The 24380-nt window shown below is 74.4% G+C and carries 21 protein-coding genes and 1 tRNA gene; 6 read left to right on the top strand and 16 right to left on the bottom strand.

The features are described from left to right. Positions 1–73: 73 nt before the first annotated feature. Together LG943_RS07140 and LG943_RS07135 are read right to left on the bottom strand one after the other, a co-directional pair. A complete protein-coding gene (locus tag LG943_RS07140; RefSeq protein WP_270071387.1) occupies positions 74–187 on the bottom strand; it encodes a methionine/alanine import family NSS transporter small subunit in 114 nt (37 codons plus the stop codon). Then, the gene (locus LG943_RS07135) at positions 187–1749 is read right to left on the bottom strand and encodes a sodium-dependent transporter (protein WP_270071386.1); all 1563 of its coding nucleotides are present in this window, start codon (positions 1747–1749) and stop codon (positions 187–189) included. The genes LG943_RS07140 and LG943_RS07135 overlap by 1 nt, the downstream gene beginning before the upstream one ends. Before the next feature lie 553 nt (positions 1750–2302). On the opposite strand from LG943_RS07135, the gene LG943_RS07130 reads away from it, so the two are divergent. After that, entirely contained in the window at positions 2303–2839 is a 537-nt protein-coding gene (locus LG943_RS07130; protein ID WP_270071385.1) for a DUF6010 family protein, read from the top strand. A 36-nt stretch (positions 2840–2875) separates the two neighbouring features. Here the strand turns inward: LG943_RS07130 and LG943_RS07125 are convergent, their stop codons facing one another. After that, positions 2876–3637: a phytanoyl-CoA dioxygenase family protein gene (locus LG943_RS07125; RefSeq protein WP_270071384.1), complete on the bottom strand. Its 762-nt coding sequence runs from the start codon at positions 3635–3637 to the stop codon at positions 2876–2878. Positions 3638–4037: 400 nt separating this feature from the next. Between LG943_RS07125 and LG943_RS07120 the strand changes: the two genes are divergently transcribed. Together LG943_RS07120 and LG943_RS07115 are read left to right on the top strand one after the other, a co-directional pair. Beyond that, on the top strand, positions 4038–4964 hold the full coding sequence (locus tag LG943_RS07120) for a glycoside hydrolase family 16 protein (protein WP_270071383.1): 927 nt from the start codon (positions 4038–4040) through the stop codon (positions 4962–4964). Positions 4965–5135: 171 nt separating this feature from the next. After that, on the top strand, positions 5136–5732 hold the full coding sequence (locus tag LG943_RS07115; protein ID WP_270071382.1) for a TetR/AcrR family transcriptional regulator: 597 nt from the start codon (positions 5136–5138) through the stop codon (positions 5730–5732). 144 nt (positions 5733–5876) lie between these two features. Here LG943_RS07115 and LG943_RS07110 read toward each other — a convergent pair whose 3' ends face one another. From LG943_RS07110 to LG943_RS07080, 7 genes are all read right to left on the bottom strand, one after another. After that, positions 5877–7427: a tripartite tricarboxylate transporter permease gene (locus LG943_RS07110; protein ID WP_270071381.1), complete on the bottom strand. Its 1551-nt coding sequence runs from the start codon at positions 7425–7427 to the stop codon at positions 5877–5879. Next, positions 7428–8066, bottom strand: a complete 639-nt coding sequence (locus LG943_RS07105) for a tripartite tricarboxylate transporter TctB family protein (protein ID WP_270071380.1) — start codon at positions 8064–8066, stop codon at positions 7428–7430. After that, entirely contained in the window at positions 8063–9103 is a 1041-nt protein-coding gene (locus LG943_RS07100) for a Bug family tripartite tricarboxylate transporter substrate binding protein (RefSeq protein ID WP_270071379.1), read from the bottom strand. The genes LG943_RS07105 and LG943_RS07100 overlap by 4 nt, the downstream gene beginning before the upstream one ends. A 261-nt stretch (positions 9104–9364) precedes the next feature. Then, on the bottom strand, positions 9365–10348 hold the full coding sequence (locus tag LG943_RS07095) for a pectate lyase family protein (protein WP_270071378.1): 984 nt from the start codon (positions 10346–10348) through the stop codon (positions 9365–9367). A gap of 346 nt (positions 10349–10694) precedes the next feature. Continuing rightward, entirely contained in the window at positions 10695–12305 is a 1611-nt protein-coding gene (locus LG943_RS07090; RefSeq protein ID WP_270071377.1) for an FAD-dependent monooxygenase, read from the bottom strand. A 19-nt stretch (positions 12306–12324) separates the two neighbouring features. Next, complete coding sequence (locus LG943_RS07085) at positions 12325–12954, bottom strand: TetR/AcrR family transcriptional regulator (protein ID WP_270071376.1); 630 nt, start codon at positions 12952–12954, stop codon at positions 12325–12327. A 195-nt stretch (positions 12955–13149) separates the two neighbouring features. Continuing rightward, complete coding sequence (locus LG943_RS07080) at positions 13150–13911, bottom strand: SecDF P1 head subdomain-containing protein (RefSeq protein ID WP_270071375.1); 762 nt, start codon at positions 13909–13911, stop codon at positions 13150–13152. A 314-nt stretch (positions 13912–14225) separates the two neighbouring features. On the opposite strand from LG943_RS07080, the gene LG943_RS07075 reads away from it, so the two are divergent. Beyond that, on the top strand, positions 14226–14837 hold the full coding sequence (locus LG943_RS07075) for an alpha/beta hydrolase family protein (protein WP_270071374.1): 612 nt from the start codon (positions 14226–14228) through the stop codon (positions 14835–14837). Between the two features lie 108 nt (positions 14838–14945). Here LG943_RS07075 and LG943_RS07070 read toward each other — a convergent pair. From LG943_RS07070 to LG943_RS07060, 3 genes are all read right to left on the bottom strand, one after another. Beyond that, positions 14946–15019: transfer RNA gene (locus LG943_RS07070), tRNA-Ile, on the bottom strand. A gap of 150 nt (positions 15020–15169) precedes the next feature. Then, positions 15170–15706, bottom strand: a complete 537-nt coding sequence (locus tag LG943_RS07065; protein ID WP_270071418.1) for a TetR/AcrR family transcriptional regulator — start codon at positions 15704–15706, stop codon at positions 15170–15172. A gap of 239 nt (positions 15707–15945) precedes the next feature. Beyond that, positions 15946–16863, bottom strand: a complete 918-nt coding sequence (locus tag LG943_RS07060; protein ID WP_270071373.1) for an alpha/beta fold hydrolase — start codon at positions 16861–16863, stop codon at positions 15946–15948. 601 nt (positions 16864–17464) lie between these two features. Here LG943_RS07060 and LG943_RS07055 point away from each other — a divergent pair. Both LG943_RS07055 and LG943_RS07050 read left to right on the top strand, forming a co-directional pair. Next, positions 17465–18454, top strand: coding sequence for a malate dehydrogenase (locus LG943_RS07055; RefSeq protein ID WP_270071372.1), 990 nt, complete (start codon positions 17465–17467; stop codon positions 18452–18454). A gap of 258 nt (positions 18455–18712) precedes the next feature. Further along, a complete protein-coding gene (locus tag LG943_RS07050; RefSeq protein ID WP_270071371.1) occupies positions 18713–21235 on the top strand; it encodes a DEAD/DEAH box helicase in 2523 nt (840 codons plus the stop codon). A gap of 77 nt (positions 21236–21312) precedes the next feature. On the opposite strand, the gene LG943_RS07045 is transcribed toward LG943_RS07050, so the two are convergent. The 3 genes from LG943_RS07045 to LG943_RS07035 all read right to left on the bottom strand — a co-directional run bounded on the left by LG943_RS07045 (position 21313) and on the right by LG943_RS07035 (position 24343). Beyond that, entirely contained in the window at positions 21313–21810 is a 498-nt protein-coding gene (locus tag LG943_RS07045) for a cytidine/deoxycytidylate deaminase family protein (protein WP_270071370.1), read from the bottom strand. Beyond that, positions 21807–22604: a RibD family protein gene (locus tag LG943_RS07040; protein WP_270071369.1), complete on the bottom strand. Its 798-nt coding sequence runs from the start codon at positions 22602–22604 to the stop codon at positions 21807–21809. The genes LG943_RS07045 and LG943_RS07040 overlap by 4 nt, the downstream gene beginning before the upstream one ends. Positions 22605–22882: 278 nt before the next feature. Further along, positions 22883–24343 carry a benzaldehyde dehydrogenase gene (locus LG943_RS07035; RefSeq protein ID WP_270071368.1) on the bottom strand — a complete coding sequence of 487 codons (1461 nt, stop codon included), beginning with the start codon at positions 24341–24343 and terminating at the stop codon, positions 22883–22885. Positions 24344–24380: the final 37 nt, after the last annotated feature.

Here is a 24380-nt window from a genome sequence, read left to right as displayed (position 1 = left end):
GGGGGCGTTCGGACCCGCGAGAGTCCGAACGCCCCCGTGTGGCGCCTCGGTGCCGCCCTTTCCCCTCAGCCCGTCAGGCGTCGGGCCCGGGGTCGGGGTGGCGGGAGAGGTGGATGATCGCCGCGATCAGACCGCCCCAGACGATCACGATGGCGAGGACCATCATCACGATGGCTCCGACGGACATCAGCGCCCCCTCTCGGTTTCGCCGGCGGCGGCGGTCCCGGCCCCGGGGCCGTCCCCGTCTGCGTCGGCCGCCTCACTCGGCAGGTTCTTCCACGGGATCAGCGAGATCAGGATGCCCAGCACCAGGGCGGCGCCGGCCACGCCCCATCCCGCCGTGAGCAGGAACCACGTCGGGTAGTCCTCGTAGTTCTGCGCCAGCTCCGCGCGCAGGCTGTCGTACATCATGAAGCCGAGGACGACCGGCGTGATCACGCTCAGGGTGATGCGCCACCACCAGGTGAGCGCGACCACCGAGGTCTTGGCGGCGTGCGCCTCCAGCATGGGCAGGCGCCGCACCACCCAGGCCACGACGATGACCGACGCCAGGCCCGCCAGCACGATGCCGTACTGGTTGATGAAGTGGTCGGCGGCGTCGAGGAGGTAGATCCCCTGGTCGGTGGGGAACAGCGCGATCGACACGGCGGCGATCACCCCGCCCACCAGCAGCGCGGCGGGCACGCGGCGCATGCCCAAGCGGTCCTGGACCGCCGAGACCACGACCTGGACGATGCTGATCAGCGAGGTCAGGCCGGCGATCACCAGCGAGACGAAGAACAGCACGCCGAACAGCCCCGCGCCGAAGGGCAGGCTGGAGATGATCTGCGGGAAGGCGACGAACGCCAGGCCGATGCCGCTGGTGGCGACCTCGTCCACCGGGATCCCGCTGGCCACCGCCATGAAGCCGAGGGTGGCGAACACGCCGATGCCGGCCAGGATCTCAAAGGAGCTGTTGGCGAACCCGGCCACCATCGCCGACCCGGTGAGGTCGGAGCGGCGGCGCAGGTAGGACGCGTAGGTGATCATGATGCCGAACCCGATCGACAGCGAGAAGAAGATCTGGCCGTAGGCCGCGACCCACACGCTGCCGTCGGTGATGGCCGACCAGTCGGGCGCGAACAGCGCGTCCAGGCCCACCGCCGCGCCTTCGAGGAACAGCGCCTGCACCACCAGGATCGTGAACAGCACGGCAAGCAGCGGGATGAAGATGCGGTTGGCCCACTCGATGCCGCGCCGCACGCCCAGGACCATGACGATCAGGACGAGGACCCACACGCCCACCAGCGGCCACAGCACGCCGGGGACGTAGTTGGTGATGCCACCGGGGGCGGCGGCCACCTGGAGGAAGTCCTCGTAGAGGAACGCCTCGGGGTCATCGCCCCAGGTCTGCCTGAGGGAGAACCAGGCGTAGCACAGGCCCCACGCCACGATGGCCCCGTAGTACACCGCGATCACGAACGAGATGGCGACCTGCCACCAGCCCAGCGCCTCGGTGGGCCGCGACAGCCGGCGGAACGACGCCGGCGCCGAGCCGCGGAAGCGGTGCCCGATCGTGTATTCCATGATCAGCAGCGGGATGCCGGCGGTCAGCAGCGCCACGAGGTAGGGAACCAGGAACGCGCCGCCGCCGTTCTCATAGGCGATGTAGGGGAACCGCCAGATGTTGCCCAACCCCACAGCGGATCCGATCGCCGCGAGCAGGAAGCCCGTACGGGACCCCCACTGCTCGCGGTGCTCTTGTGCCATCTGAAGCTCCTGCCTTTCTGCGCCCGGAGACGGTCGGCAGCCGAAAACGGCCGATTAGCCGCGCCGCCACACGGATGCGGCGCGATCGGACACGTTAGCGGACTCTCCGCGCGCCGCGCGCCCCCACCTGCGGGGTTGCGGTGGTGCCCCGCCCCCTACCCCGCTCGGCGCGTTTGGCACAGACCGAAACGGGCGGGCGCGGCATCTCCGAAACCGTCGGTGAAACGGGAGCGGGGCGGTACCGAAACCCCCGCGAGAACGGAGGCCGGCGCGGTGTCGAGACCTACGCGACCGGGCGGCGGCACCACGTCCGGAACGTCGTCCGCGAGGCCGGCCGGCGCGAGCGGACACGGCGGGTACGCGCACCCGCCGCCCCGGGCGGGTCCTTCGCGGGTCCGGCCGGTATCCCCGGGCGCGGCTGAGGCGCCTGGCGCGAATCCGTCGGCATCTGGCAGTCCGGCCACTCCCCTGGTGGCGGGCCGCGCTCCTACGGTCGTGAGCGCACGGGGGCGCGAGCGCGCCCCGCCACCGCCGAAGGAGACCGGAACCCGCCATGCTGACCGTCGTCGCCCCGATCCTGATCGGGCTGGCCTACGCCGCCCTCAACTCCCTCATCGCCGAGCCGCACCGGCGGCGCTTCAACGCGGTGTTCGTCGCCGGCGCCGGGGCCGCCTACCTGAGCGGCGGGGGCTTCGGCCCCCTGGAGTTGGTCTTCACGGCCGTGGCGACCTACTGCGCCTACCGGGGCCTGGACTCCTGGGCGTGGATCGGGGTCGCCTGGCTGCTGCACACGGTGTGGGACGCGCTGCACCACCTCTACGGCAACCCGATCCTGCCGTTTGCGGAGCACTCCTCGCTGGGCTGCGCGATCTGCGACCCGGTCATCGCCCTGTGGTGCCTGGCCGGCGGCCCCTCGGTGGCCGACCTCGCCCGCTCGGCGGCGGCGCGGCTGCGCCGGGGCGGCACGGCGAACGCGGCCGGCGCAGATGGCACGGTCGACACTGTCGACGCGGATGACACGGCCGGCGCGGCGGCGCCGCAGGCCGGGGCCGCCCCCGGGACCGGGCGCCCCGCCGGCGCCGCCGGGTAGCCCGCCCCGCCCGGCGGTCTTCCACGGCCGCCCGCCTCAGCGCCCGGCCAGCGCCTGGACCACCGCCCGCTCCACGGGCGTGGGCTCGGCCGCGTCGAGGTCGAGTTCGCCGACGGGCAGCAGCGGCGGCTGGGCCAGGAACCGGGGCGCGCTGCCCCGGTGCGGCTGCGCGGCGTGCACCAGGAACGGGTGGCACAGGAAGACGTCGCCGGCCTCTCCGGTGGCGAGCGCCTCCGGCCGCCCCTCGCCGGCCGCGGCCGCCTCCCCGCACAGCTCGAACCACTCGCGGCCCTCCTCGCCGGCGTCGGCCAGCAGCGGGGGGACGTCGCGGTGGGAGCCGACCCGGATCCGGGTGGGCGCGTCGTCGGGGCCGGTGTCGGAGAAGAGGAACAGCATCAGCAGCGCCCGCCCGCGCGAGCGCAGGTTGACGCGGTACTCCCCCTGGGCGCCGCTGAACGAGGCGTCCAGGTGCCAGCCGTCGTCGCCGGGCGGCTCCTCGCTGGGGAAGCGCACCGGGAACGTGCCCAGCCCCAGCGGCGCGCGCCAGCGCCCCGCGCCCGCCAACCGGTCGTAGGCGGCGTGCAGCGCGGGCGTGTTCGCGGCCGCCACGAACGGGGCGCTGTGGTAGCCGCCCAGCCGCACCACGGGCCGGGTCCAGGTGGCGGGGTCGTCGGGGTCGCACCCGAGGTCGGCCCACAGCTCGGCCCGGCCGCGTTCGGCCAGGTCGCGGGGGAAGGCCCCGCGCACCGCGACGAACCCGTCCTCGACAAACGACGCGATCTCGCGCTCGGTCAGCACTGACCCTCCTCCTGGGGCGCCCGGCCCCCGCTCCACGGCCGTCGGACGCCGCCCACCCTCGCCAACCCCCGCAGCGGCCGCAACGGGTTTTCGCGGCAGAGGGGCGACCGGCGTGCCGCCGGCGCGGGAGGCAGGAGAGCGGGGCGCGGAAAACCGGAAACACCCCTTGCGGATCTTCTCTGCAAATAAGTAAGGTTGCTTCCCATTACCAAGGGTGACGAAGCACCAGCAGATCCGTCATCGTGCACACCGGGTCCGCGCCTCCAGCGGTTCGCCCCACCTGGCGCCGCCTCGGCTCGGGCCGGGTCCGCACCCGTCCAGCAGGGTGCCGGCTGTCCCGTGTCACCCCCGCTGCGGCCCCCGACCGCATGCGGGGCAACCGGCGCCCGGAACGGTCCTCATGAGCACAGCGACCCCCGCGACCCCCCGCCCCCTCCCCCGCCGCCGGCGGCGCGGACTGCGCGCCACCGCCCTGGCCTGCGCGGCGGTCACCGCCGCCGCCGGCCTGGTGGCCCTCGGCGCCCCCGCCGGAGCGGCCGCCGCCCCCGCCGCCCAGCCGGCGGCGTTCGACGCCGACTCCGCCGCCCTGGTGTGGGCCGACGAGTTCAACGCCCCCGCCGGCACCGCCCCCGACCCCGCCAAGTGGACCGTGGAGGTCAACGGCGACGGCGGCGGCAACCAGGAACTCCAGTACTACGCCGACTCCCGCGACAACCTCGCCCACGACGGCGCCGGCAACATGGTGATCACCGCCCGGCAGGGCAACCCCGCCGGGTACCAGTGCCACTACGGCCCCTGCCAGTACACCTCGGGCCGGATGAACACCTCCGGGAAGTTCACCCACGCCTACGGCCGGTTCGAGGCCCGCATCAAGATCCCCACCGGTCAGGGCATCTGGCCGGCGTTCTGGATGCTGGGCGACGACCTCGGCCAGGTCGGCTGGCCCAACAGCGGCGAAATCGACATCATGGAGAACGTCGGCCACGAGCCCGCCACGGTCCACGGGTCCCTGCACGGCCCCGGCTACTCCGGCGGCGGCGCGGTGACCGGCTCCTACCACCACCCCCAGGGCTGGGCGTTCACCGACACCTTCCACACCTTCGCCGTGGAGTGGCGCCCCGACGCCATCACCTGGTTCGTCGACGGGGTGGCCTACCAGACGTTCACCCCCGCCGACACCCGCGGCAACCCGTGGGTGTACGACCACCCGTTCTTCCTGATCCTCAACGTGGCCGTGGGCGGCCAGTGGCCCGGCGCGCCCGACGCGAGCACGCGGTTCCCCCAGGAGATGAAGATCGACTACGTGCGGGTCTACGACCTCGCCTGAGGCGCGCGCGGCCCGCCCCCCCCCCACCCCGCGGGGGCGGGGCGCGCGGCGGGCGGCCCCCCCCCGGGGGGGGGGGGGCGGGGGCCCCCCCCCCCCCGGGGGGGGGGGGGGGGCCCCCCGCGGCGGTAGGTCCTTATCTTCACCATCCGGTTAGGGTGTATCGTCTGGCGCGTGAGCACCCAGCCCCGGCGCACCAAGGCCGAGCAGTCGGCGGCCACCCGGCGGCGCCTGCTCGACGCCGCGTTCGAGGAGTTCCACCGGCACGGCCTCGCGGGCGGGCGGGTCGACCGCATCGCCGAGCGGGCCGGCGCCAACAAGCGGCTGATCTACATCTACTTCGGCGACAAGGACGGCCTCTTCGACGCCGTGGTGGCGCGCGACCTGGCGGCGCTGCTCGACGCCGTCCCCCTCACCCCCCACGACCTGCCCGGCTACGCCGCCGCGCTGTTCGACCACCTGCACGAGCGGCCCGCGCTGCTGCGGCTGCTGGCCTGGCGCAACCTGGAGCGCACCGCCGCCGGCCCGGCCGAGGAGGAGTCCTACGCCCGGGCGGTGGCCCGGATCGCCGCGGCCGCCGGAGACGACGGTGCCGGCGGCGCCTTCGCACCGGCCGACGTGCTCGCCTTCGTGCTGGCCCTGCTCCAGGCCTGGACCTCGGCCTCCCCCGCCCTGCGCCGCCTGGCCGGCACCGACGGCGACCCGGCCGTGCGCGAGCGGCGCCGCCGCGCGCTCCGCGAGGCGGTCGCCCGGCTCACCGCGCCCGGCTGACCCCAGGCGCGGTTCGCCCGTGGTCCGCCAGGAGGCGCCCGGGGTGCTCCCGCGCGACCGCGCGGCCAGGGCGGACACGGCGGCGCCCCCGGACCTCGGCCCGGGGGCGCCGCCCGCCTTCAGCCGGCCTGAGCCGGCGCCGGATCAGGCCCGGGGCGCGGGCGGCGGCCCCGCCGCCTCCTGCTCGGGCTCCTCTTCGGCGGCCGTCCGCCCGACGTCGCGGCGGACCGTCTTGGCCACCAGCGGCAGCGCCAGGGCCAGCGCCATCAGCACCCACAGCACCACGGTCAGCGGGCTGGAGACCAGGATCATCGGGTCCCCCTGCGACAGCGCCAGCGCCCGCCGCAGCTCCTGCTCCAGCAGCGGCCCCAGGATCAGCCCGACCACCGCCGGGGCGATCGGCACGTCGGCGGCGTGCATGAGCAGCGCCAGCAGGCCCAGCGCGTAGAGGATCAGCAGGTCGGCGGTGGTGCCGCCCGAGGCGAAGGTGCCCAGGGTGGCGAACACCAGCACCGCGGCGTAGATGGCGTAGGCCGGGATGGTCAGCAGCCGCGCCCACATCCGCACCAGCGGCAGGTTGAGCACCAGCAGCATCACGTTGCCGATGTAGAGGCTGGCGATCAGCGTCCACAGCAGCGGCCCCGACTCGCTGAACAGTTGCGGCCCCGGCTGGAGCCCGTAGGACTGGAACGCCGTGAGGATGACCGCGGCCGTGGCCGAGGTCGGCAGGCCGATGGTCAGCAGCGGCACCAGCACCCCGGCCGCCGCCGCGTTGTTGGCGGCCTCGGGGCCGGCCACGCCCTCGATCGCGCCGTGCCCGAACTCCTCGCGCCGCTTGGACAGCCGCTTCTCCACGCTGTAGCTGAGGAACGTGGGGACCTCGGCGCCGCCGGCGGGCAGGCTGCCGATCGGGAAGCCCAGGGCCGACCCGCGCAGCCACGCCGGCCAGGAGCGCCGCCAGTCCGAGCGCGACAGCACCGCGCGGTCGCGCACGGGCTCCACGGTCTCGCCGCCGGTGCCGTGCATGAGGCGGCTGAAGGTCTCGCCCAGCGCGAACAGCGCCACGACCACCACGACGACGTCGATGCCGTCCAGCAGCGAGGGCAGGCCGAAGGCCAGGCGGGCGTCGCCGCTCTGCTGGTCGATCCCCACCAGGCCGATGGTCACGCCGATGAGCAGGCTGGCCGCGCCGCGCAGGATGCTGCGGCCCAGCAGCGCGCTGACGGTGACGAACGCCAGCGCCATCAGCGCGACGTACTCGGGCGGGCCGAACCCGACCGCGAAGTCGGCGACCACGGGCGCCAGGAAGGTCAGCCCGACCGTGCCGATGGTGCCGGCCACGAAGCTGCCGATGGCCGCCGCCGCAAGCGCCGCCGCGCCGCGCCCGGCGCGGGCCATCTTGTTGCCCTCCAGCGCCGAGACCATCGACGCGCTCTCGCCGGGGGTGTTGAGCAGGATGGAGGTGGTGGAGCCGCCGTACATGCCGCCGTAGTAGATGCCGGCGAACATGATCAGCGACGCGGCGGGGTCCAGCCGGAAGGTGAGCGGCAGCAGCAGGGCCACCGTCAGCGCCGGGCCGATGCCCGGCAGGACGCCCACGGCCGTGCCGATGGTGACGCCCAGCAGCGCCCACAGCAGGTTGACCGGCGACAGCGCCGCGCCGAACCCGTCGATCAGGGCGGAGATCTCGGTCATTCAGAACCCCCAGGGGCCGCCGGGCAGGGACAGCCCGATCAGCACGTCGAAGAGCAGGAACAGCACGCCGGCCAGGGTCCAGCCGTAGGCGGCCGTGCGCCAGGGGTGCGGTGCGCCCAGCAGCAGGGCGGCGGCGGTGAACAGCAGCGCCGAGGACAGGGTGAACCCGGCGTAGGGCAGGACCACCGCGAAGACGACGAGCGCGCCCACCAGCGCGGCCAGCCGCAGGAACCGGCCCTTGAGTTCGGCGGCGGGCGCGCCGGCCGGCGCGGTGCGCAGCGCCGCCAGGGCGCGCACGGCCAGGGCGGCGCCCACGCCGATGAGCAGCACGCCCACGACCATGGGGAACCCGCCGGGGCCGACGAGGGCGGCGCCCACGCCGTCGCCCAGGCTCGCGGCGTCGGCGAGGACGACGACACCGAAGACGGCCATGAGCGCGCCGAGGGCGGCGGTGGCCTGGTGGCCGCGCCGGTCGGAGCCGCCGTCGAAGGGCGGCGGCGCGGGCGCGGCGGGCGGGCGGCCCGGCGCGCCGGCCGGCGGGGCGGCTGAGGGCTGGGCGGCGGGGTCCTGGGCGGCGCGCTCCCCGGCGGCGGGGTGCTGGGCGGCGCGGGGGTCGGGGGTGTCGGCGGTGGCGCTCATGTCAACCCGATCTGCTCAAGCACCTCTGCGGTGCGGTCGCGCTCCGACTCGATGAAGCTCTCGAACTCCGGCCCGGCCAAGGCGGCGTCCTCCCAGCCGCGCCGCTTGAGGGCGTCGCGCCAGGCGGGCGACTCGGCCATGGTCATCAGCAGCTCCTCCAGGCGGCGCTCCTCCTCTTCGGTGATGCCGGCGGGGGCGACCACGCCGCGCCAGTTGGACAGCTCGACGTCCACCCCCTCCTCCATGAGGGTGGGGACGTCGGGCAGGGCGGGCAGCCGCTCGGTGCTGGAGACCGCGATGGGGCGCAGCCGGCCGGCCTCGATCTGCGGCAGGATCTCGGAGACACCGGAGATGGCGGCGGTGGCGCGGCCGGAGAGGACGGTGGCCAGGGCCTCGCCGCCGCCGGCGTGGGCGATGTAGTTGACCTCGGCGGGGTCGGCGCCGATGTCCTGGGCGATGAGCCCGGCCAGGATCTGCTCGACGCCGCCGGCCGAGCCGCCCGCGACGGAGACCGCGCCGAGGTCCTCGCGCATGAGGTCGACCAGGTCGCCGGTGTCGCGCACGGGTGAGTCGTTGGGCACGACGATGATCTCGTAGTCGGTGGTGAGGCGGGCCAGCGGCGTGACGTCGTCCATGGTGACCGCCGATCCGCTGGTCTCGATCGCGCCGACCATGATGAGGCCGGTGACCATCAGCTCGGTGGGTTCGGCGGGGAGCTGGGCGTACTGGTTGAGGCCGATGGTGCCGCCGGCGCCGCCGACGTTGTAGACCTCGACGCGGCCGACCTGGTCGCGCAGCGCGGACTGCATCTCCCGGGCGGTCTGGTCCCAACCGCCGCCGGGGTCGGCGGGGGCCAGCAGGCGGAACTGCTCGCCCTGGGCGAAGCCGTGGGACTCCTCGTCGTCGGCGCCGGCCACGGCGGCCCCGGCCAGGAGCACGGTGACCACCGCGGCGGCGACGAAGGGGCCGGTGCGCAGGGCGGCCCTGCGCCAGGGCGGCCCCTCGGCGTCGGCGGAGGGGGGCTTGGGGTCTGTCATCGCGCGCCTCCTCGTCCACCCGTTACCGCTGGTGGACTTGTCGTGCTGTGGTGTGTTTGTCTGTATACAGTGAAATACAGCGGTGTTCAACACCACAGCGGGGGGTGTCCATGGTCACCGAGCCGCCCGCCGCTCGACAACCCGGCCCCCTCCAAGGCGCACCGGGCGGGGCGCGCGGGTGCGGGCGTACACGCGCGCGGGGACCCGCCCGAGGGCGGGTCCCCGCTTGCCGCCGGCCGCCGCGCCACGGCGGCGGCGCGCTCAGCGGGCGCCGGGGCCGGCGCCGGCCGAGACGATCCCCGGCAGCGAATCGCAGTCGTCCAGCGTGTAGGAGTAGGGCGGGTCGGCGACCGACCCGGCGGTCTCCAGCGGCCCGGAGTCGACCAGGACGTTGTCGCGGGCCTCCAGGCGGCCGGGGTCGGAGTCGCCGTAGCCCACGTGGGTGGGGTGCTCGACGTTCTTGAAGTAGTTGCACTCCACCAGCACGCCGGCGTCCATGGTGGAGGCGACACCGTAGGCCGAGACGTCGCGGTAGTAGTTGTTGTAGACGTGCACCGGGTCGCCGAAGCGCACGCGCGGGTGGCGCTGGTCGGAGCCGTCGAAGAAGTTGTGGTGGTAGGTCACCCGCAGGTGGCCCTGGTCGGCGGTGTGGTCGTCGTCGTGGCCGAGCAGCATCGACTTGCTGTGGTCGTAAATGTGGTTCCACGACACGGTGACGAAGTCGGACTCCCGCTTGACGTCGATCGCGCCGTCGTAGCCGTTGGTGAAGCTGTTGTGGTCGATCCAGACGTTGGTGGAGCCCCGCTGGACGTTGACGGCGTCGTCGTCCCATTCGGAGAACGCGATGTTCTGGATGATGACGTTGTGGGCCTCGGAGATGTTGAGCCCGCCGCCGGTGATCTCGGCGTCGGAGCCCAGACCCACCACGGTCTTGTCGCTGGTGACGTCGTTCATGCCCGACAGTTCGATGCTGCCGGCGACCTGGATGGTCAGCGGCTCGTCGCTCTCCATGGCCTCGACCAGGGCGTCGGCGTCGCTGACGGTGACGGTGGCGCCGCCTGCTCCGCCGGTGGTGCCGCCGTTCATGCTCGCCCAGCCCTCGGGCGAGCCCACGGCGTGGGCGGCGGCGGGGGACGCGACGGCGCCGGCGGCCAGCGTGGCGGCGCCCAGCGCCAGCGCCGCGCCGACCGCGAACCCGCGGCGGGCGCCCGGCGCGGTGCGTCCGCGCACAACGGAATTCGACATGGCGAAATGACCTCCTCGATATTCCGCCGCCGCGGTGCGGGCCGCCCAACCGGCCCGCCGGGGGACCGCGGCGGCGGATACCGGACCTGCGTGACGGCACCTTCACGCAGGTCCGAGGCAGCGGCGCGAAAACCGCCCCAGGGACCGGGGGCGGCCGGAGCGGGAAATGATCTCCTTCTTTCCGCTGCCTAGGAAAGCGCTTTCAATTGTTTGGAGATTATGTGGGCGCAAACGCGCTGTCAATACGCCATCACACACCGGCCGACCGGCCGGGCACGGCGCACGCGGGGGCGGACCGCGAGGGGGCGACCGAGCGGCGCCCCGTCGCGCGTCCGCGCCCACGGGCTCAGTCGGCCCGCCGCGCGCCGGCCGCCGCGGCTTCCGCCCGAGGGAACCACCGGTCCAGGTGGGCGCGCAGTGCGGCGGTGTCGCCCAGCGCGCCCACCACCGCGATATAGCCGTCGGGCCGCACCAGGGCGTAGCCCCCGGCGGTGAGCCCGAACCGGCGGTGTGCCTCCAGTGAGGGGTCGCGCCGGGCGCCGGGCAGGCCGTCGGTCTCCTCGGGCGCGGCCACCGCGACCTCCACGCCCGCGCGGGCCCCGGCCAGCGCGGTCAACTCCGCTGCCGCGGCGCGCACCCCGGCGTCGGCGGCGCCCGGGTACCCGGTGAACACCAGCAGCCGCGCCCCCGCGCCCACGGCGGGGCCGAACACCCCGGTGTAGGGCGCCCGCTCCCCGGGGCCGGGGCCGCCCGAGGGCGCCGCGCCGGCGTTGAGCGCCGAGTCGGGGTAGGCCACGTCCAGTTGCGCGACCGCCCGGACCAGCCGCCGCCGCACGGCCCCGCGCCCCAGCACGCGCGGCACGACCGCGCGGCGCACCATCGTGGTGACGGTGCCGTGCAGCAGGGTGAGCCGGGTGAAGCGAGTGGTGCCGGAGACCAGGCGGCGGGCCACGGCGCCGCGCTCCTGGCCGTAGGTGTCGAGCAGGTCGCGCGGTGCGCCGCCGCGGATGTGAGCGGCCAGCTTCCAGGCGAGGTTGACGGCGTCCTGGATGCCGGTGTTCATGCCCTGGGCGCCCACCGGGGAGTGGATGTGGGCGGCGTCGCCGGTGAGGAAGACCCGGCCGGCGGAGTGGCGGGCGCTCAGCCGCTGGTTGACGCGGAACCGAGCCGACCAGCCGAAGTCGGTGACGCGCGCGCCGGGCACGCCCAGCCGGTCGAGCTGGGCCTGCATCTCGGCGCGGGTCACCTCGCCGCCGGGGGCGGCGCCGGGCGGGTAGGCGATGACCATGCGGTAGCGGCCGTCGCGCAGCGGGAAGAAGGCGGCCAGCCGGCCCCGGTCGAGGAAGGCGAAGCCGTCGCCGGACCCCAGCCGCCAGTCGAGCCCGACGTCGGCGGTGGCGAAGTTCTCCTCCAGCGCGGTGCCCTCGAAGGGGGTGCCGAGCAGGCGGCGCACGGTGCTGTGGGCGCCGTCGGAGCCCGCGAGCCAGCCGGCGCGGACCGTCTCCGTGCCGCCGTCGGCGCGGCGCAGCACCGCCTCGACGTGCGCGCCGGTGTCGGCGAACTTCGTCAGCTCCACGCCGTGCTCGACCGTGACGCCCTCCTCGGCCAGGCGGTCGGCCAGGATCCGCTCCACCGCGCTCTGCGGCAGCATCAGCAGGTAGGGGTAGCCGCTGTCGATGAGGGAGAGGTCGACGTCGGCCACGGGCCGGCGCTCGCTGTAGACGTGCATGGCGGTCATCGGCAGTCCCTCGGCGACCATGCGGGGCACCACCCCGAGGTCCTCAAGAACCTCCAGGGTGCGGGCCTGCACACCCAGGGCCTTGGGCACCGGCGAGAGCGTCGGCGACTTCTCGACGACCCGCACGCGCACGCCGCGCCGGGCCAGTCCGGCGGCCAGGGCCAGGCCCGTGCCGCCGGCGCCGACGACGAGGACGTCGGTGTCGCAGTGCTCGCTCATGGGGAGTCCTTTCGTCGGGTCAGGCGGAGGGGCGGACGGCGGCGAGGAAGAGGTCGACGTGGGTCGGGATGTCCAGGCGGCCCAGGAGCCGGCTCTCGTCGGGGTCGGCCAGCAGGTGGTTCATGAGCAGGTGGATGAGCAGCGGCCCCATGAACAGGCGCGCGGCTGCGGCGGGGTCGGCCTCGGGCAGCGCGATGAGCCCGGCGCGCTCGGCGGCGCCCAGCAGGTCGGCGACCCGGGTGAGCGCGCGCACGGGCACTGCGGCCCGGAACAGCTCCCCGACCTCGGGCACGCGGTGGCGCTCGGCGATGACCATGCGTGCGAGGGCCAGGTAGTCGGGCCGGGTGAGCTGGGCCAGCAGCCGCTCGGCGAAGGCCGCCAGCAGCCCGCGCAACTCCTCCTCGGTCGCCGGCGCCGTGAACTCGCCCGCCGGCGCGGCGGCCGCGAGGGACCGCGCGATGTAGGACTCCAGCACGTCGCCGAGCAGTTCCTCCTTGCCCCGGTACCGGGAGTACAGCGTCTCCTTGGACACCCCGGCCTTCCTGGCCACCTCGGCGGTGGAGGTCCCCGCGTACCCGCGCTCCAGGAACAGCTCGATCGCCGCCGCCCGGATCTGCTCCCGCTTGGAATCGGTACCGGCCTCGCTCATGTCCCTCCTTCCCCAACCGTACCGAACGGTTCGGTACGGTACTGGCGAGTGTAGCCCTCGCGCCGGGAGGCGGCAAGGGCGGCGCGGCGGCCGGGACGGAAGCGGGAGGAGGCGGGGCGGGGCTCCGGGATCAGAAGGGGGCGACGGAGGCCGCCGGAGGCGCGGCGGTGGGCGGGGCGGGCGGGCCCGGGCGGCTCACCGGACCTCGACCACCTCGGCCTCCACGGGCAGCGGGTCCACCTGGACGAGGCTCGCCAGCGCCCGCGCCTCGTCGCCGGTGAACCGCCCCGACAGGACGGTGGCCGCGTCGGTGAGGCCGACGCCGCAGGCGGTCTCGGGCCCCACCTCCGGCGCGGAGACGACCTCCTCGTCCACCACGATGGCGACGCGGCGCCGGGCGTCGCCCGCCGGCCGGCACGCGGCCTCACCGGTCAGCCGGGCCCACGCCTCGCGGCCGCCGTCGGTGAAGGTGACGTTCACGGTCCACTGGCCGCTGCGCTCGTCCAGCGCGGCCTCGGCGGCGGCGACCTCGGCGTTGCCCAGCCGGGCCGGACCGAGGTGCAGGTCCTGGCCGGTGTCCGGCTCGGGCAGGGACAGCTCCGCGTCGGCGGGGTCGCCGGCCTGCGCCCCGGTCCCCACCACCGGCCGGAACGCCAGCACCCCGCGCCGCCCGAGCAGGTCCGCGGCGGCCTCGGAGTCGGCGCCCCGGGGCAACTCCACGGCGACCACACCTGGGTCGGCGGTCACGACCGGATCGCCCTCCCCCATCTCGCGCACGCGCTCCGCCAGGATCTCGGCCACCTCGGCGATCTCGTCCCGCGACGCCCCCGAGTCCACCCGCACGACCACGGTCTCCCCGCCCCCGGCCCGCCCGGGCCACAGCAGCCACACGGCCGCCCCGGCGGCGACCAGCACCAGCACCAGGGCCGGGACCGCGATCAGCAGCACCAGCCCCACACGGCTCCGCCTCGGGGTTGGAGCGGGAGCGGGAGGAGGAAAGGAGGAGGGCGCGGATGTCGGATCGAAGGGCTGCACGGGGGGCTCCCTTTCGGCGGCGGCCGGGCAGACCAAGTATCGCAGCGGGGTCCGGCCGCGCACCATTGCGTTCCGGCCCCACCAGCCGACGATCGCCGCAGACGCGAGGCGAGAGTCCGCACCGATACGGCCACCGCCCCGCCGGCCCCATGGAGTTGTCACCTCTCGGACAATTGCCCGTCGGCCCGGGCTGCCTGACGATTGCCTCAACCGCCGGTTCCAGGCGCGGAGGAGCCATGGCCTGGGTTCACGAAGGCGAACAAGCGGTCCGCCGCCTCCACGACCTCTCCCTCACCCTGGACGACCTCGCCCACGCCCTGGCGGCCGGGGACCGCGAGTCCCGCCGCTACCTGACCAAGCACGACCCGCCGAACATGCCGGGGCTCGCCCGATGGGCCGGAACGGTGCGGGGGTTGCGCGACCGCCTGGCACCTGCGGGGTGGGGGATCGACAACCCCGGGAACCTACCCGTGACCCTTTCTCCGGACCGTACCGTCGGCATTGTGGCGGTGACCGGCGACGAGCACACCGGTGTTCGGAGCTTCTCCTCTCCCAGCACCCGCCGACCACGAGGGATCGTGACTCTCAAGGCCATCGAACGGAACCGTGACCGCTACGAATCCCAACTTCCGCTCTTTTTCGCGGATGAGGTGATCGAAGGACCCGTCGCGGACGTGGCACACGGGGTCGGGGCCGGGACCCTGTGGATCCTCCTGTACAGGGAGGACGGGTACAAGATCTGGTCGGAACTGTCCCTGCCCTTGACAGTGCGCAAGGACGGCACGGTAAACCGCTGGCACGAGCGGATCCTGCTACCCGCCTACAGTCAGCCCGCACCAGGCGGCTAGAGCGGCAACCCGGCCGCAATCGGCGTGCGGGCCGTTGGCCGGCGGATCGGCTGGCGCCGGACGCGCTCAGCGGCCACTGGCGCGGGTGCCCGCGCAGGTGGGAGTGGGTAGGGCGGGCGGGGCTCGAACCCGCGACCCACGGATTATGAGTCCGCTGCTCTGACCAGCTGAGCTACCGCCCCGCCAGGGGGGCGGGACCCGGGGTCCCGCCGGTGGCCGCCCGGCCTGCGTGGGGCCGGGGACCTCGACATCCTAGCAGCACGGGGCATTGCGGACCTCGCGCCCGTCCGGGGGCGGGCGGACCGGTGGATCGGCCGGCGGGCGGAGGGCGCTCACGGGCGGGCGGCGTGGGACAGGAGATCGACCACCTGCGGGGCGGCGGTGGTCAGCGTGTAGGCGGGGTCCTCCAGGGATTCGGCGACCACCGCGTCGATGGCGCCGTTGATTACGAGGGCGAAGGTGCGCGGGTCGATGTCCGCGCGGTACTCCCCCGCCTCCTGCGCGCGGGACACGAGGTCGGCGAGAGGGCGCCAGCGCGCCTCCGACGTCGGGGCATCGGTGACGCCGATCCGCTCGCCCTGGCGCAGCGCCTCGGAGATGACGCGGCCGTGGCCCGGGTGCTCGGCCAGGTGGCCGATCATCGCCGTCACGTACGCCTCCACCGCCGCGCCGGGGCCGGGGGCGGCCTCCACCGCCGCCGCCACGCGGCCGACCAGGGCGTCCAGGACCGCGCGGTAGGCGGCCTCCACAACCGCGTTCTTGGTGGAGAAGTGGTAGAGCACCGCCGCCTTGGAGATCTCGGCGGCCTCGGCGATGCGGGCCAGGGAGGTGGCGGCGTGGCCGTGTTCGGCGATGAGCGCGACGGTCACCTCGATCAACTGCTCGCGGCGGGCGCGCTCGGTGATGGTGGGCCGCCGGGACTCGGCGGCGGGGCGGCGGGGCAGCTCGACTCCTCTTGCTGTGCTGACTCTGTGCTCTGCTCTGTGCTCTGCTGACTCTGTGCGCTGCTTGCCCCGCGGGCGGGGGCGCGGCCCGCGCGGGCGGGGACGGCGGTGACGCGCGGTCCCAGCGGGTCATGCCACCCGCGCGGCCCGCGCCCGGACGCTCGTCACTCGACCTCGTCCAGGAACGCGGCGACGTCCGCCGCGATCTCCTCGGGGTACTCGCCGTTGATGGCGTGGGAGGCATCAGGGTAGACCTTCACGCGGTCCTCCGGCAGCGCCCGGCGGGCGGTGGCCTCGGCCGTGGCGGGGTCGTGCATCACCGACTCCCCCGCGATGAGCACCATCACCGGCGGGCGCAGCCCGGCCAGCCGCTCTTCGGGGATCCGGCCCGGCTGGGGCAGCCGCAGCGCGTAGGTGCGCATGCCCGCCTCGATCAGCACGCCCACCGCTGAGTCGTCGGCCGGCGCGCCCCCGGCCGTGTAGGAGTTGAAGCTCTCCCGCCAACTCCGGGGCAGCCACGGGACCGCGGCCGGCACCGACCGCGCCACCGTCTCCAGCGGCATGCCGTCCAGCACGTACACCGGGTCGACCAGGGCCACGCCGCCGATCCCGGCGGGCTCGCGCATGGCGAGGTTCACCGCCGTCCACCCGCCGATGGACAGCCCCAGCAGGTGCACGCGCTCCTCCGGCAGGGCGCGCACGGCCTGGTGCAGCCAGCGCGCCTGGTCGGCGTCGCCGGTGATGGGCCGGTCCTGCACGCTCATGCCGGGTTCGCCCAGCAGGTCCATGGTGTAGACGTCGCGGTGGCGCAGGAGGGACGGCAGGTTGTCGGCCCACACCGGCGAGGCGGCGGCGCGGCCCGGCAGGAGCAGCAGCGGGTCGCCCTCGGCGGGGCCGTCGAAGTGGTAGGCGCGGACGATCCCGTAGTCGGTACGCAGGTCGTGCACGGTGTCGGGCTCGGGCAGCTCGGCCATGGCCGCGCGGTAGGCCGCCGCGAACTCGGTCTTGGCCGGCCCCGAGGTGAAGTGGCCGACCGGGGCGGGCTGGCGTACCACGAGGGCGGCGACCAGCACCGCGATCACGGCGAGGGCGGTGACGGCGACCGTGCGGGTCCGGGGGCGCCGCCGGCGCGGGCCGCGCCCGGGGGCCGGTGCCGCCCCAACGTTCGTGGCCTCCCGAGCACCCCGGCTGTTCCGGTTGTTCCGGTCGCTCCCGCTACCTCCGTTGTCCCGGCCGGCGCGGGCGTCGTGCTCGGGCGCATCCACCCGGTCGTCTGGACGGTGCGGGTTGCTGTCGGCCATGGCCCCTCCAACGGGTCGTCCCCCGAACGCGGCGGCCGCCCGGCCGATGGTCTCCGGCGAGTCGACTTACCGCTTGGTCAATAAACTAACCGAGTGGTAAGTCGGGGTCAAGCGGCGGCGCGCCGGCGGTCGATCGGCAAGGCGGCGAGGGTCGGCGACCGCCCGCGCGCCGAGGACGCCACCGCCGCGCGGGACCCCCCGCCGCGCGGGCATTCCGGCGGGTCCGCCGCGCCCGGCCGAGGCGGCGGGACTAGGGTTGGGGGTCGCGGCGCCGTTCACCTGCGCCTGCGGGGGCGCGCCGGCCTCGGGGTGGCCCGGGACGGGCGCGGGGCGGGGCGATAGCATCGCGGGTCGCACAATCGTCACCAGGAGAAGAAGGTCAATGGCCCAAGTACCTGTCAACGTCACCGTCACCGGCGCGGCCGGGCAGATCGGCTACGCGCTGCTGTTCCGCATCGCCTCGGGTCAGCTACTTGGCCCCGACACCCCCGTCAAGCTGCGGCTGCTGGAGATCCCCCAGGCTGTGAAGGCCGCCGAGGGCACCGCCATGGAGCTGGACGACTGCGCGTTCCCGCTGCTCAAGGGAATCGACATCTTCGACGACGCGCGCCAGGCGTTCGACGGGGTCAACATCGCGCTGCTGGTGGGCGCCCGCCCCCGCACCAAGGGCATGGAGCGCGGCGACCTGCTGGAGGCCAACGGCGGCATCTTCAAGCCGCAGGGCGAGGCCATCAACGCCGGCGCCGCCGACGACGTCCGCGTGCTCGTCGTGGGCAACCCCGCCAACACCAACGCCCTCATCGCCCAGGCGCACGCCCCCGACGTGCCCGCCGAGCGCTTCACGGCCATGACGCGCCTGGACCACAACCGCGCCCTCACCCAGCTCGCCAAGAAGCTCGGCGTCGAGGTCACCGAGATCAAGAAGATGACGATCTGGGGCAACCACTCGGCCACCCAGTACCCCGACATCTTCCACGCCGAGGTCAACGGCACCACCGGCGCCAAGGCCGTCAACGACGAGGCGTGGGTGCGCGACGAGTTCATCCCCACCGTCGCCAAGCGCGGCGCCGCCATCATCGAGGCGCGCGGCGCGTCCTCGGCCGCCTCGGCCGCCAACGCCGCCATCGACCACGTCCACGACTGGGTCAACGGCACCCCCGAGGGCGACTGGACCTCGGCGGCCATCCCCTCCGACGGCTCCTACGGCGTGCCCGAGGGCCTCATCTCCTCCTTCCCGGTGGTCTCGCGCGGCGGGCGCTGGGAGATCGTGCCGGACCTGGAGATCGACGCCTTCTCGCGCGAGCGCATCGACGCCTCGGTCCAGGAGCTGACCGAGGAGCGCGAGGCCGTCCGCAAGCTGGGCCTGATCTAGCGGCCGTCCACGGCCGTCCGACGACCGCTCGGCGGCCGGTCGGCGACCGCCCCGGCGGTCCGCGCCCGCACCGGCGCGGCCCGCCCGGGTTCCGGGCGCCGACCGGGTCCGTCCCGCACCGGACCCGGTCGGCGCCCCCGGCCGGGTCCGGAGCCGGAGTCCCTCACCCCCTCCGCCGTGTATCGGCGGGCCGAGGTCCGCGGCCTGCGGGCCGGGGCTGTGGACAAGTGGCCCGGGGAGTTGCGGGGAGCAGGCAGTATGGAATGCGTGAGTCTCATTGATCGTCTTCCCGCCCACCCCGAACCCGACTCCCTGTACGAGGCGTTCGCCTCGTGGGCCGAGGACCGCGGGCTCACGCTCTACCCCCACCAGGAGGAAGCCCTCATCGAGGTCGTCTCGGGGTCCAACGTCATCCTGAGCACCCCCACCGGCTCGGGCAAGAGCCTGGTGGCCGCCGGAGCGCTGTTCGCCGCCCTGGGCCGCGACGAGTGCGCGTTCTACACCGCGCCCATCAAGGCGCTGGTGTCGGAGAAGTTCTTCGAGCTGTGCGCCGTCTTCGGCCACGACAACGTCGGCATGATGACCGGCGACGCCAGCGTCAACGCCGACGCCCCCATCGTCTGCTGCACCGCCGAGGTCCTGGCCAACATCGCGCTGCGCGACGGCGCCGAGGCCGACATCGGCACCGTCGTCATGGACGAGTTCCACTTCTACGGCGACCCCGACCGCGGCTGGGCCTGGCAGGTGCCGCTGCTCGAACTCCCCCAGGTGCAGTTCCTGCTGATGTCGGCCACCCTGGGCGACGTCACCCGCTTCGAGGACGACCTCACCCGCCGCACCGGCCGCGCCACCACCGTGGTCTCCTCGGCCGAGCGCCCCGTGCCGCTGTACTACTCCTACCGCACCACCCCCCTGCACGAGACCCTTGAGGAGCTGCTGGAGACCCGCGAGGCGCCGGTCTACATCGTGCACTTCACCCAGGCGCAGGCGGTCGAGCGCGCGCAGTCGCTGACCAGCATCAACATGTGCTCCCGCGCCGAGAAGGACGCCATCGCCGCCGAGATCGGCCGGTTCCGCTTCACCACCCGCTTCGGCCGCAACCTCTCGCGCTACGTCCGCCACGGCATCGGCGTCCACCACGCGGGCATGCTGCCCAAGTACCGCCGCCTGGTCGAACGCCTGGCGCAGCGCGGCCTGCTCAAGGTCATCTGCGGCACCGACACCCTGGGCGTGGGGGTCAACGTCCCCATCCGCACGGTGCTGTTCACCGCCCTCAGCAAGTACGACGGCTCCCGGGTGCGGCGGCTGGGCGCGCGCGAGTTCCACCAGATCGCCGGGCGGGCCGGGCGGGCCGGGTTCGACACCGTCGGCAACGTGGTCGCGCAGGCGCCCGAGCACGTCATCGAGAACGAGAAAGCGCTGGCCAAGGCTGGCGACGACCCCAAGAAGCGGCGCAAGGTGGTGCGCAAGAAGGCGCCCGAGGGGTTCGTGAGCTGGGACCAGAGCACCTTCGAGAAGCTGATCGCGGCCGAGCCCGAGCCGCTCAAGTCGCGGTTCCGGGTCAGCAACGCCATGCTGCTGAGCGTCATCGCCCGCCCCGGCGACTGCTTCGCGGGCATGCGCCACCTGCTCACCGACAACCACGACGACCGCCCCACCCAGCGCCGCCACATCCGCGAGGCCATCGCCATCTACCGGTCGCTGATCGACGGCGGCATCGTGGAGCGGCTGGCCGAACCCGACTCCAACGGCCGCATCGCCCGGCTGACCGTCGACCTCCAGCCCGACTTCGCGCTGAACCAGCCGCTGTCCACCTTCGCCCTGGCGGCCCTGGAACTCCTCGACCCCGCCTCGCCCACCTACGCGCTGGACGTCCTCACGGTGGTGGAGTCCACGCTGGACGACCCCCGCCAGATCCTCGCCGCCCAGCTCAACAAGGCGCGGGGCGAGGCCGTGGCCCAGATGAAGGCCGACGGCATCGAGTACGACGAGCGCATGGAGCGGCTGGAGGAGGTCGACTACCCCAAGCCGCTGGAGGACCTGCTCGACCACGCCTACGAGGTCTACCGGCGCGGCCACCCGTGGGTCGGCGACCACCCGCTGCGGCCCAAGTCGGTGGCGCGCGACCTCTACGAGCGCGCCATGACGTTCTCCGACTACGTCGGCTTCTACGAGCTGGCGCGCTCCGAGGGGCTGGTGCTGCGCTACCTGGCGAGCGCCTACAAGGCGGTCAGCCAGACCGTGCCCGAGGACGCCAAGACCGAGGAGCTGCGCGACCTCATCGAATGGCTGGGCGAACTCGTCCGGCAGGTCGACTCCAGCCTGCTCGACGAGTGGGAGGAGCTGACCAACCCCAGTGCCGCCCGCGCCGGCGAGGGCGAGGCCGCCGAGGTCGAGGAGCGCGTCAAGCCGGTCACCGCCAATCACCGGGCCTTCCGGGTGCTGGTGCGCAACGCCATGTTCCGCCGGGTCGAGCTGGCGGCGCTGGGCCGCTACTCCGACCTGGGCGCGCTGGACGCCGAGGACGGCTGGGACGCCGAGGCGTGGGAGGAGGCCATGGACGCCTACTTCGCCGAGCACGACGACCTCGGCATCGGCCCCGACGCCCGTGGCCCCGCCATGCTCCAGATCTCCGAGAACCCCGAGGTGTGGGAGGTCCGCCAGGTCTTCGACGACCCGGCGGGCCACCGCGACTGGGGCATCACCGCCGAGGTCGACCTCGCGGCCTCCGACGAGGCGGGGCACGCGGTGGTGCGGGTGGTGGACGTCAACCGGCTGTAGCGCCGGGGGCCGGTGGTGGCCGGGGTTCCCGGGGCCGCTGAGGTACCGGGGCGGCTGAGGCGGTGTGCGGCTGAAGGTCAGCGCAGCAGGTGCTCGTTGACCTCGCGCGCGCGCAGGGCGAGGTCGGGCACCTCCACCACGGTGCGCCCGGCGAGGCGCAGCTCCTCGGCGCCCTCGCCGGTCACGAAGATCTCCGGCTCGCGCCAGGCGAACACCACGCGGGCGATGGGCGTGTCCAGGATGAGCCGCGTGCAGGAGCGCACCCGCGACGCGCGGCGGGTGCAGGGCTCCAGGGAGCTGTAGACGGTGGCGCCGACGAGCCGGGGGTCCTCGGGGTCGACGGCGCGCAGCGCCGCCTCCTCGGCGTGGTCGTGGGGGTGGTCGCGGCGGGAGTAGCCGTCGGTGACGACCGCCCCTCGGGCGTCCACCACGATCGCGCCGACCGAGAACGCCGTCTGCGAGGGCGGGCACTTCCACGACAGCGCGATGGCGCGCTCCAGCCACTCGCGGTCGGCGGCGGTGGCGTCGGGGCCGGTCCCCGGGACCGGGGCCGCCGCGGAGGGCGACGGGTTCACCGGTCGCTCCCGGCAGGCGAGGGGGACGCCGACTCGGGCGTGAGCGGCGCCTGTGGAAGGTAGCGCAGCACGGCCATGTCGCCCAGGGCCCGCGCCTCGGCGAGCCGCATGGGGCGGCGGGGGTGGTTGGCGAAGTCGCCCGCTCCCACGAAGCGCGGTGCGCCGGGGTCGCCCACGAAGAACGGGGCGATGGCCACGCGGACCTCGTCGGCCAGTCCGGCGGTGAGGAACCGGGTGTGCACGCCGGTGCCGCCCTCCACCAGGAGGCGGCCGACGCCGCGTTCGGCGAGGTCGGCGAGGATGCCAGCGAGGTCGCAGTCCGGCCCGGCGTCCACCACGGTGACGTCCGCCGCGGCCGCCGTCCCGGCGTCGGCGTCGGCGGGGGTGGGAGCGGTGGTCGACGCGGGGGCGGGCGTGGCGAACCGGCGGGCGGTCGCGGGATGGGCGGCGCTGGCCACGTACACCAGCTTGGCCGCGTCGCCGGTGGTGAAGACGCGTGCGGCCGGGTCCACGCTGCCGCGCTCGCTGAGGACGACCTTGACGATGTCGCCGGTCTTGCCCAGCGCCGACCGCCGCTCACGCCGCCGCGCCGACCGCACGAGCAGCCGGGGGTTGTCGCTGCGTATGGTCCCCGCGCCGACGAGGATCGCGTCGCACTCCGCGCGAAGCGCGTCGATCTCGTCGAAGTCGGCTTCCGAGGACAACCGCAGCCGCTCCGGGCTGGTGTCGTCGATGTACCCGTCGAGCGACATCGCCCAGCTCAGAATCGTGTACGGCAACGGTCGATCCGGCATGCCGCCAGCCTAGCGGCCACCCACGGCCCCGGCCCCGGGCGCGGTCGGGCGAGGGCGTTCTGCACCCGCCTATCCGCGTCCCCGCGGCCCTCGCCGCCCCGTCGCCATGCCGACCCTCCGCCTCCGCCGCGATGACCGCACGCCCCCGCCCCGAGCCCCGGTCCCAGTCCCCAAAAAAACCGGCGACCCGCCTTCGGCGGGCCGCCGCGATTCCGTATGCGCAAGCGAGATCCAGAGCGGAAGTCCAGAACAGACCTGAAGCGGATTTGTTTCCGTTCTTAGAACGGATACCGCTTGATCTCGCTCTGCATGGTCACCCACTGCGTCTCGGTGAACGCCTCCAGGTTGGCGCGGGTACCGCCGAAGCGGGCGCCCGTGCCCGACGCGCCCACGCCGCCGAAGGGGGCCACGGACTCGTCGTCCACCGTCTGGTCGTTGATGTGCACGATGCCGCTGGGGATCCGGTCGGCCAACTCCATGCCCCGCATGGGGTTGCCGGTGAGGATGCCCAGGGACAGCCCGTAGTCGCTGGCCGCCGCGATCTCCGCCGCCTCGTCCAGGGTCGAGAACCGGATGACCGGCGCCACCGGCCCGAACACCTCCTCGGAGTAGGCGGGGGTGTCGCGGGTGACCTTGTCCAGCACCGTGGGCCGGTAGAACTGCGCGTCGTAGGTGCCCCCGGCGCGCAGCTCCGCACCCGCCTCCACGCTGCGCGTGACCAGGTCGTGGATGCGGTCGCGCTGGCCGATGTCGATGATCGGCCCCAGCGCCGTGCCCTCCTGCTCGGGGTCGCCCACCGTCAGCGCCTCGGCCTTGGCCGCCAGCCGCTCCACGTAGGCGTCGGCCAGCGACTCGTGCACGATGTGCCGGCCGGTGGTCATGCAGATCTGCCCCTGGTGCAGGAACGACCCCCACGCGCCCACCGACGCCGCGCGGTCGACGTCGGCGTCCTCCAGCACGATCAGCGGGGAGTTGCCGCCCAGCTCCAGGTGCGCCCGCTTGAGGTGGCGGCCGGCGGCCTCGCCGACCTTGCGGCCCGCCGCCGTGGAGCCGGTGAAGGACACGACCCGCACGTGCCGGTCGGCCACCAGCGCCTCCCCCGCCTCGGCACCGCCGGGCAGCATCTGGAGCAGCCCCTCGGGCAGGCCGGCCTCGCGGAAGACCTCCGCGATCACCGCGCCGCCCGAGACCGCCGTGCGGGGGTCGGGCTTGAGCAGCACCGCGTTGCCCAGGGCCAGCGCGGGCGCCACCGAGCGCATGCCCAGGATCAGCGGGAAGTTGAACGGCGAGATCACGCCGACGACACCCACCGGCACCCGCCGGGCCAGGCTCAGCCGGGGCTGGGCGCTGCGCAGCACCTCGCCGGTGGGCTGGGAGGCGAGCGCGGCGCACTCGTAGGCCTCGGTCACGGCCAGGTGGACCTCGAAGCCCGCCTTGCCGCGCGCCGAGCCGGCCTCGCGCATCAGCCAGTCGGCGATCTCGTCGGCCTCCTCCTCGAACTTCGCGCCCGCCCGGCGCAGCACGGCGGCCCGCTCCTCGAACGAGGCCCGGGCCCAGTCCCGCTGGGCCTCGGCGGCGTTCTCGGCGGCCTCGGCGACGTCGGCGGCGTTGGCCACGCCGATCCGGCCCAGCTCCGAGCCGGTGGTGGGCGAGACGACGGGGGCGTCGCCGCCCTTGGCGGGGCGCCACCCGCCGGTGAAGACGTTGCCGCGCCACTCGCGGTCGTTGAGAAGGGTCATGTGCTGCTCCCGGGCGGTTGGGCGGGGCGCGCGGCGC

It is taken from the genome of Streptomonospora mangrovi, from assembly GCF_027604915.1.
GTDB lineage: Bacteria > Actinomycetota > Actinomycetes > Streptosporangiales > Streptosporangiaceae > Streptomonospora > Streptomonospora mangrovi.
This window is presented reverse-complemented; position numbering and strand designations above follow the sequence as displayed.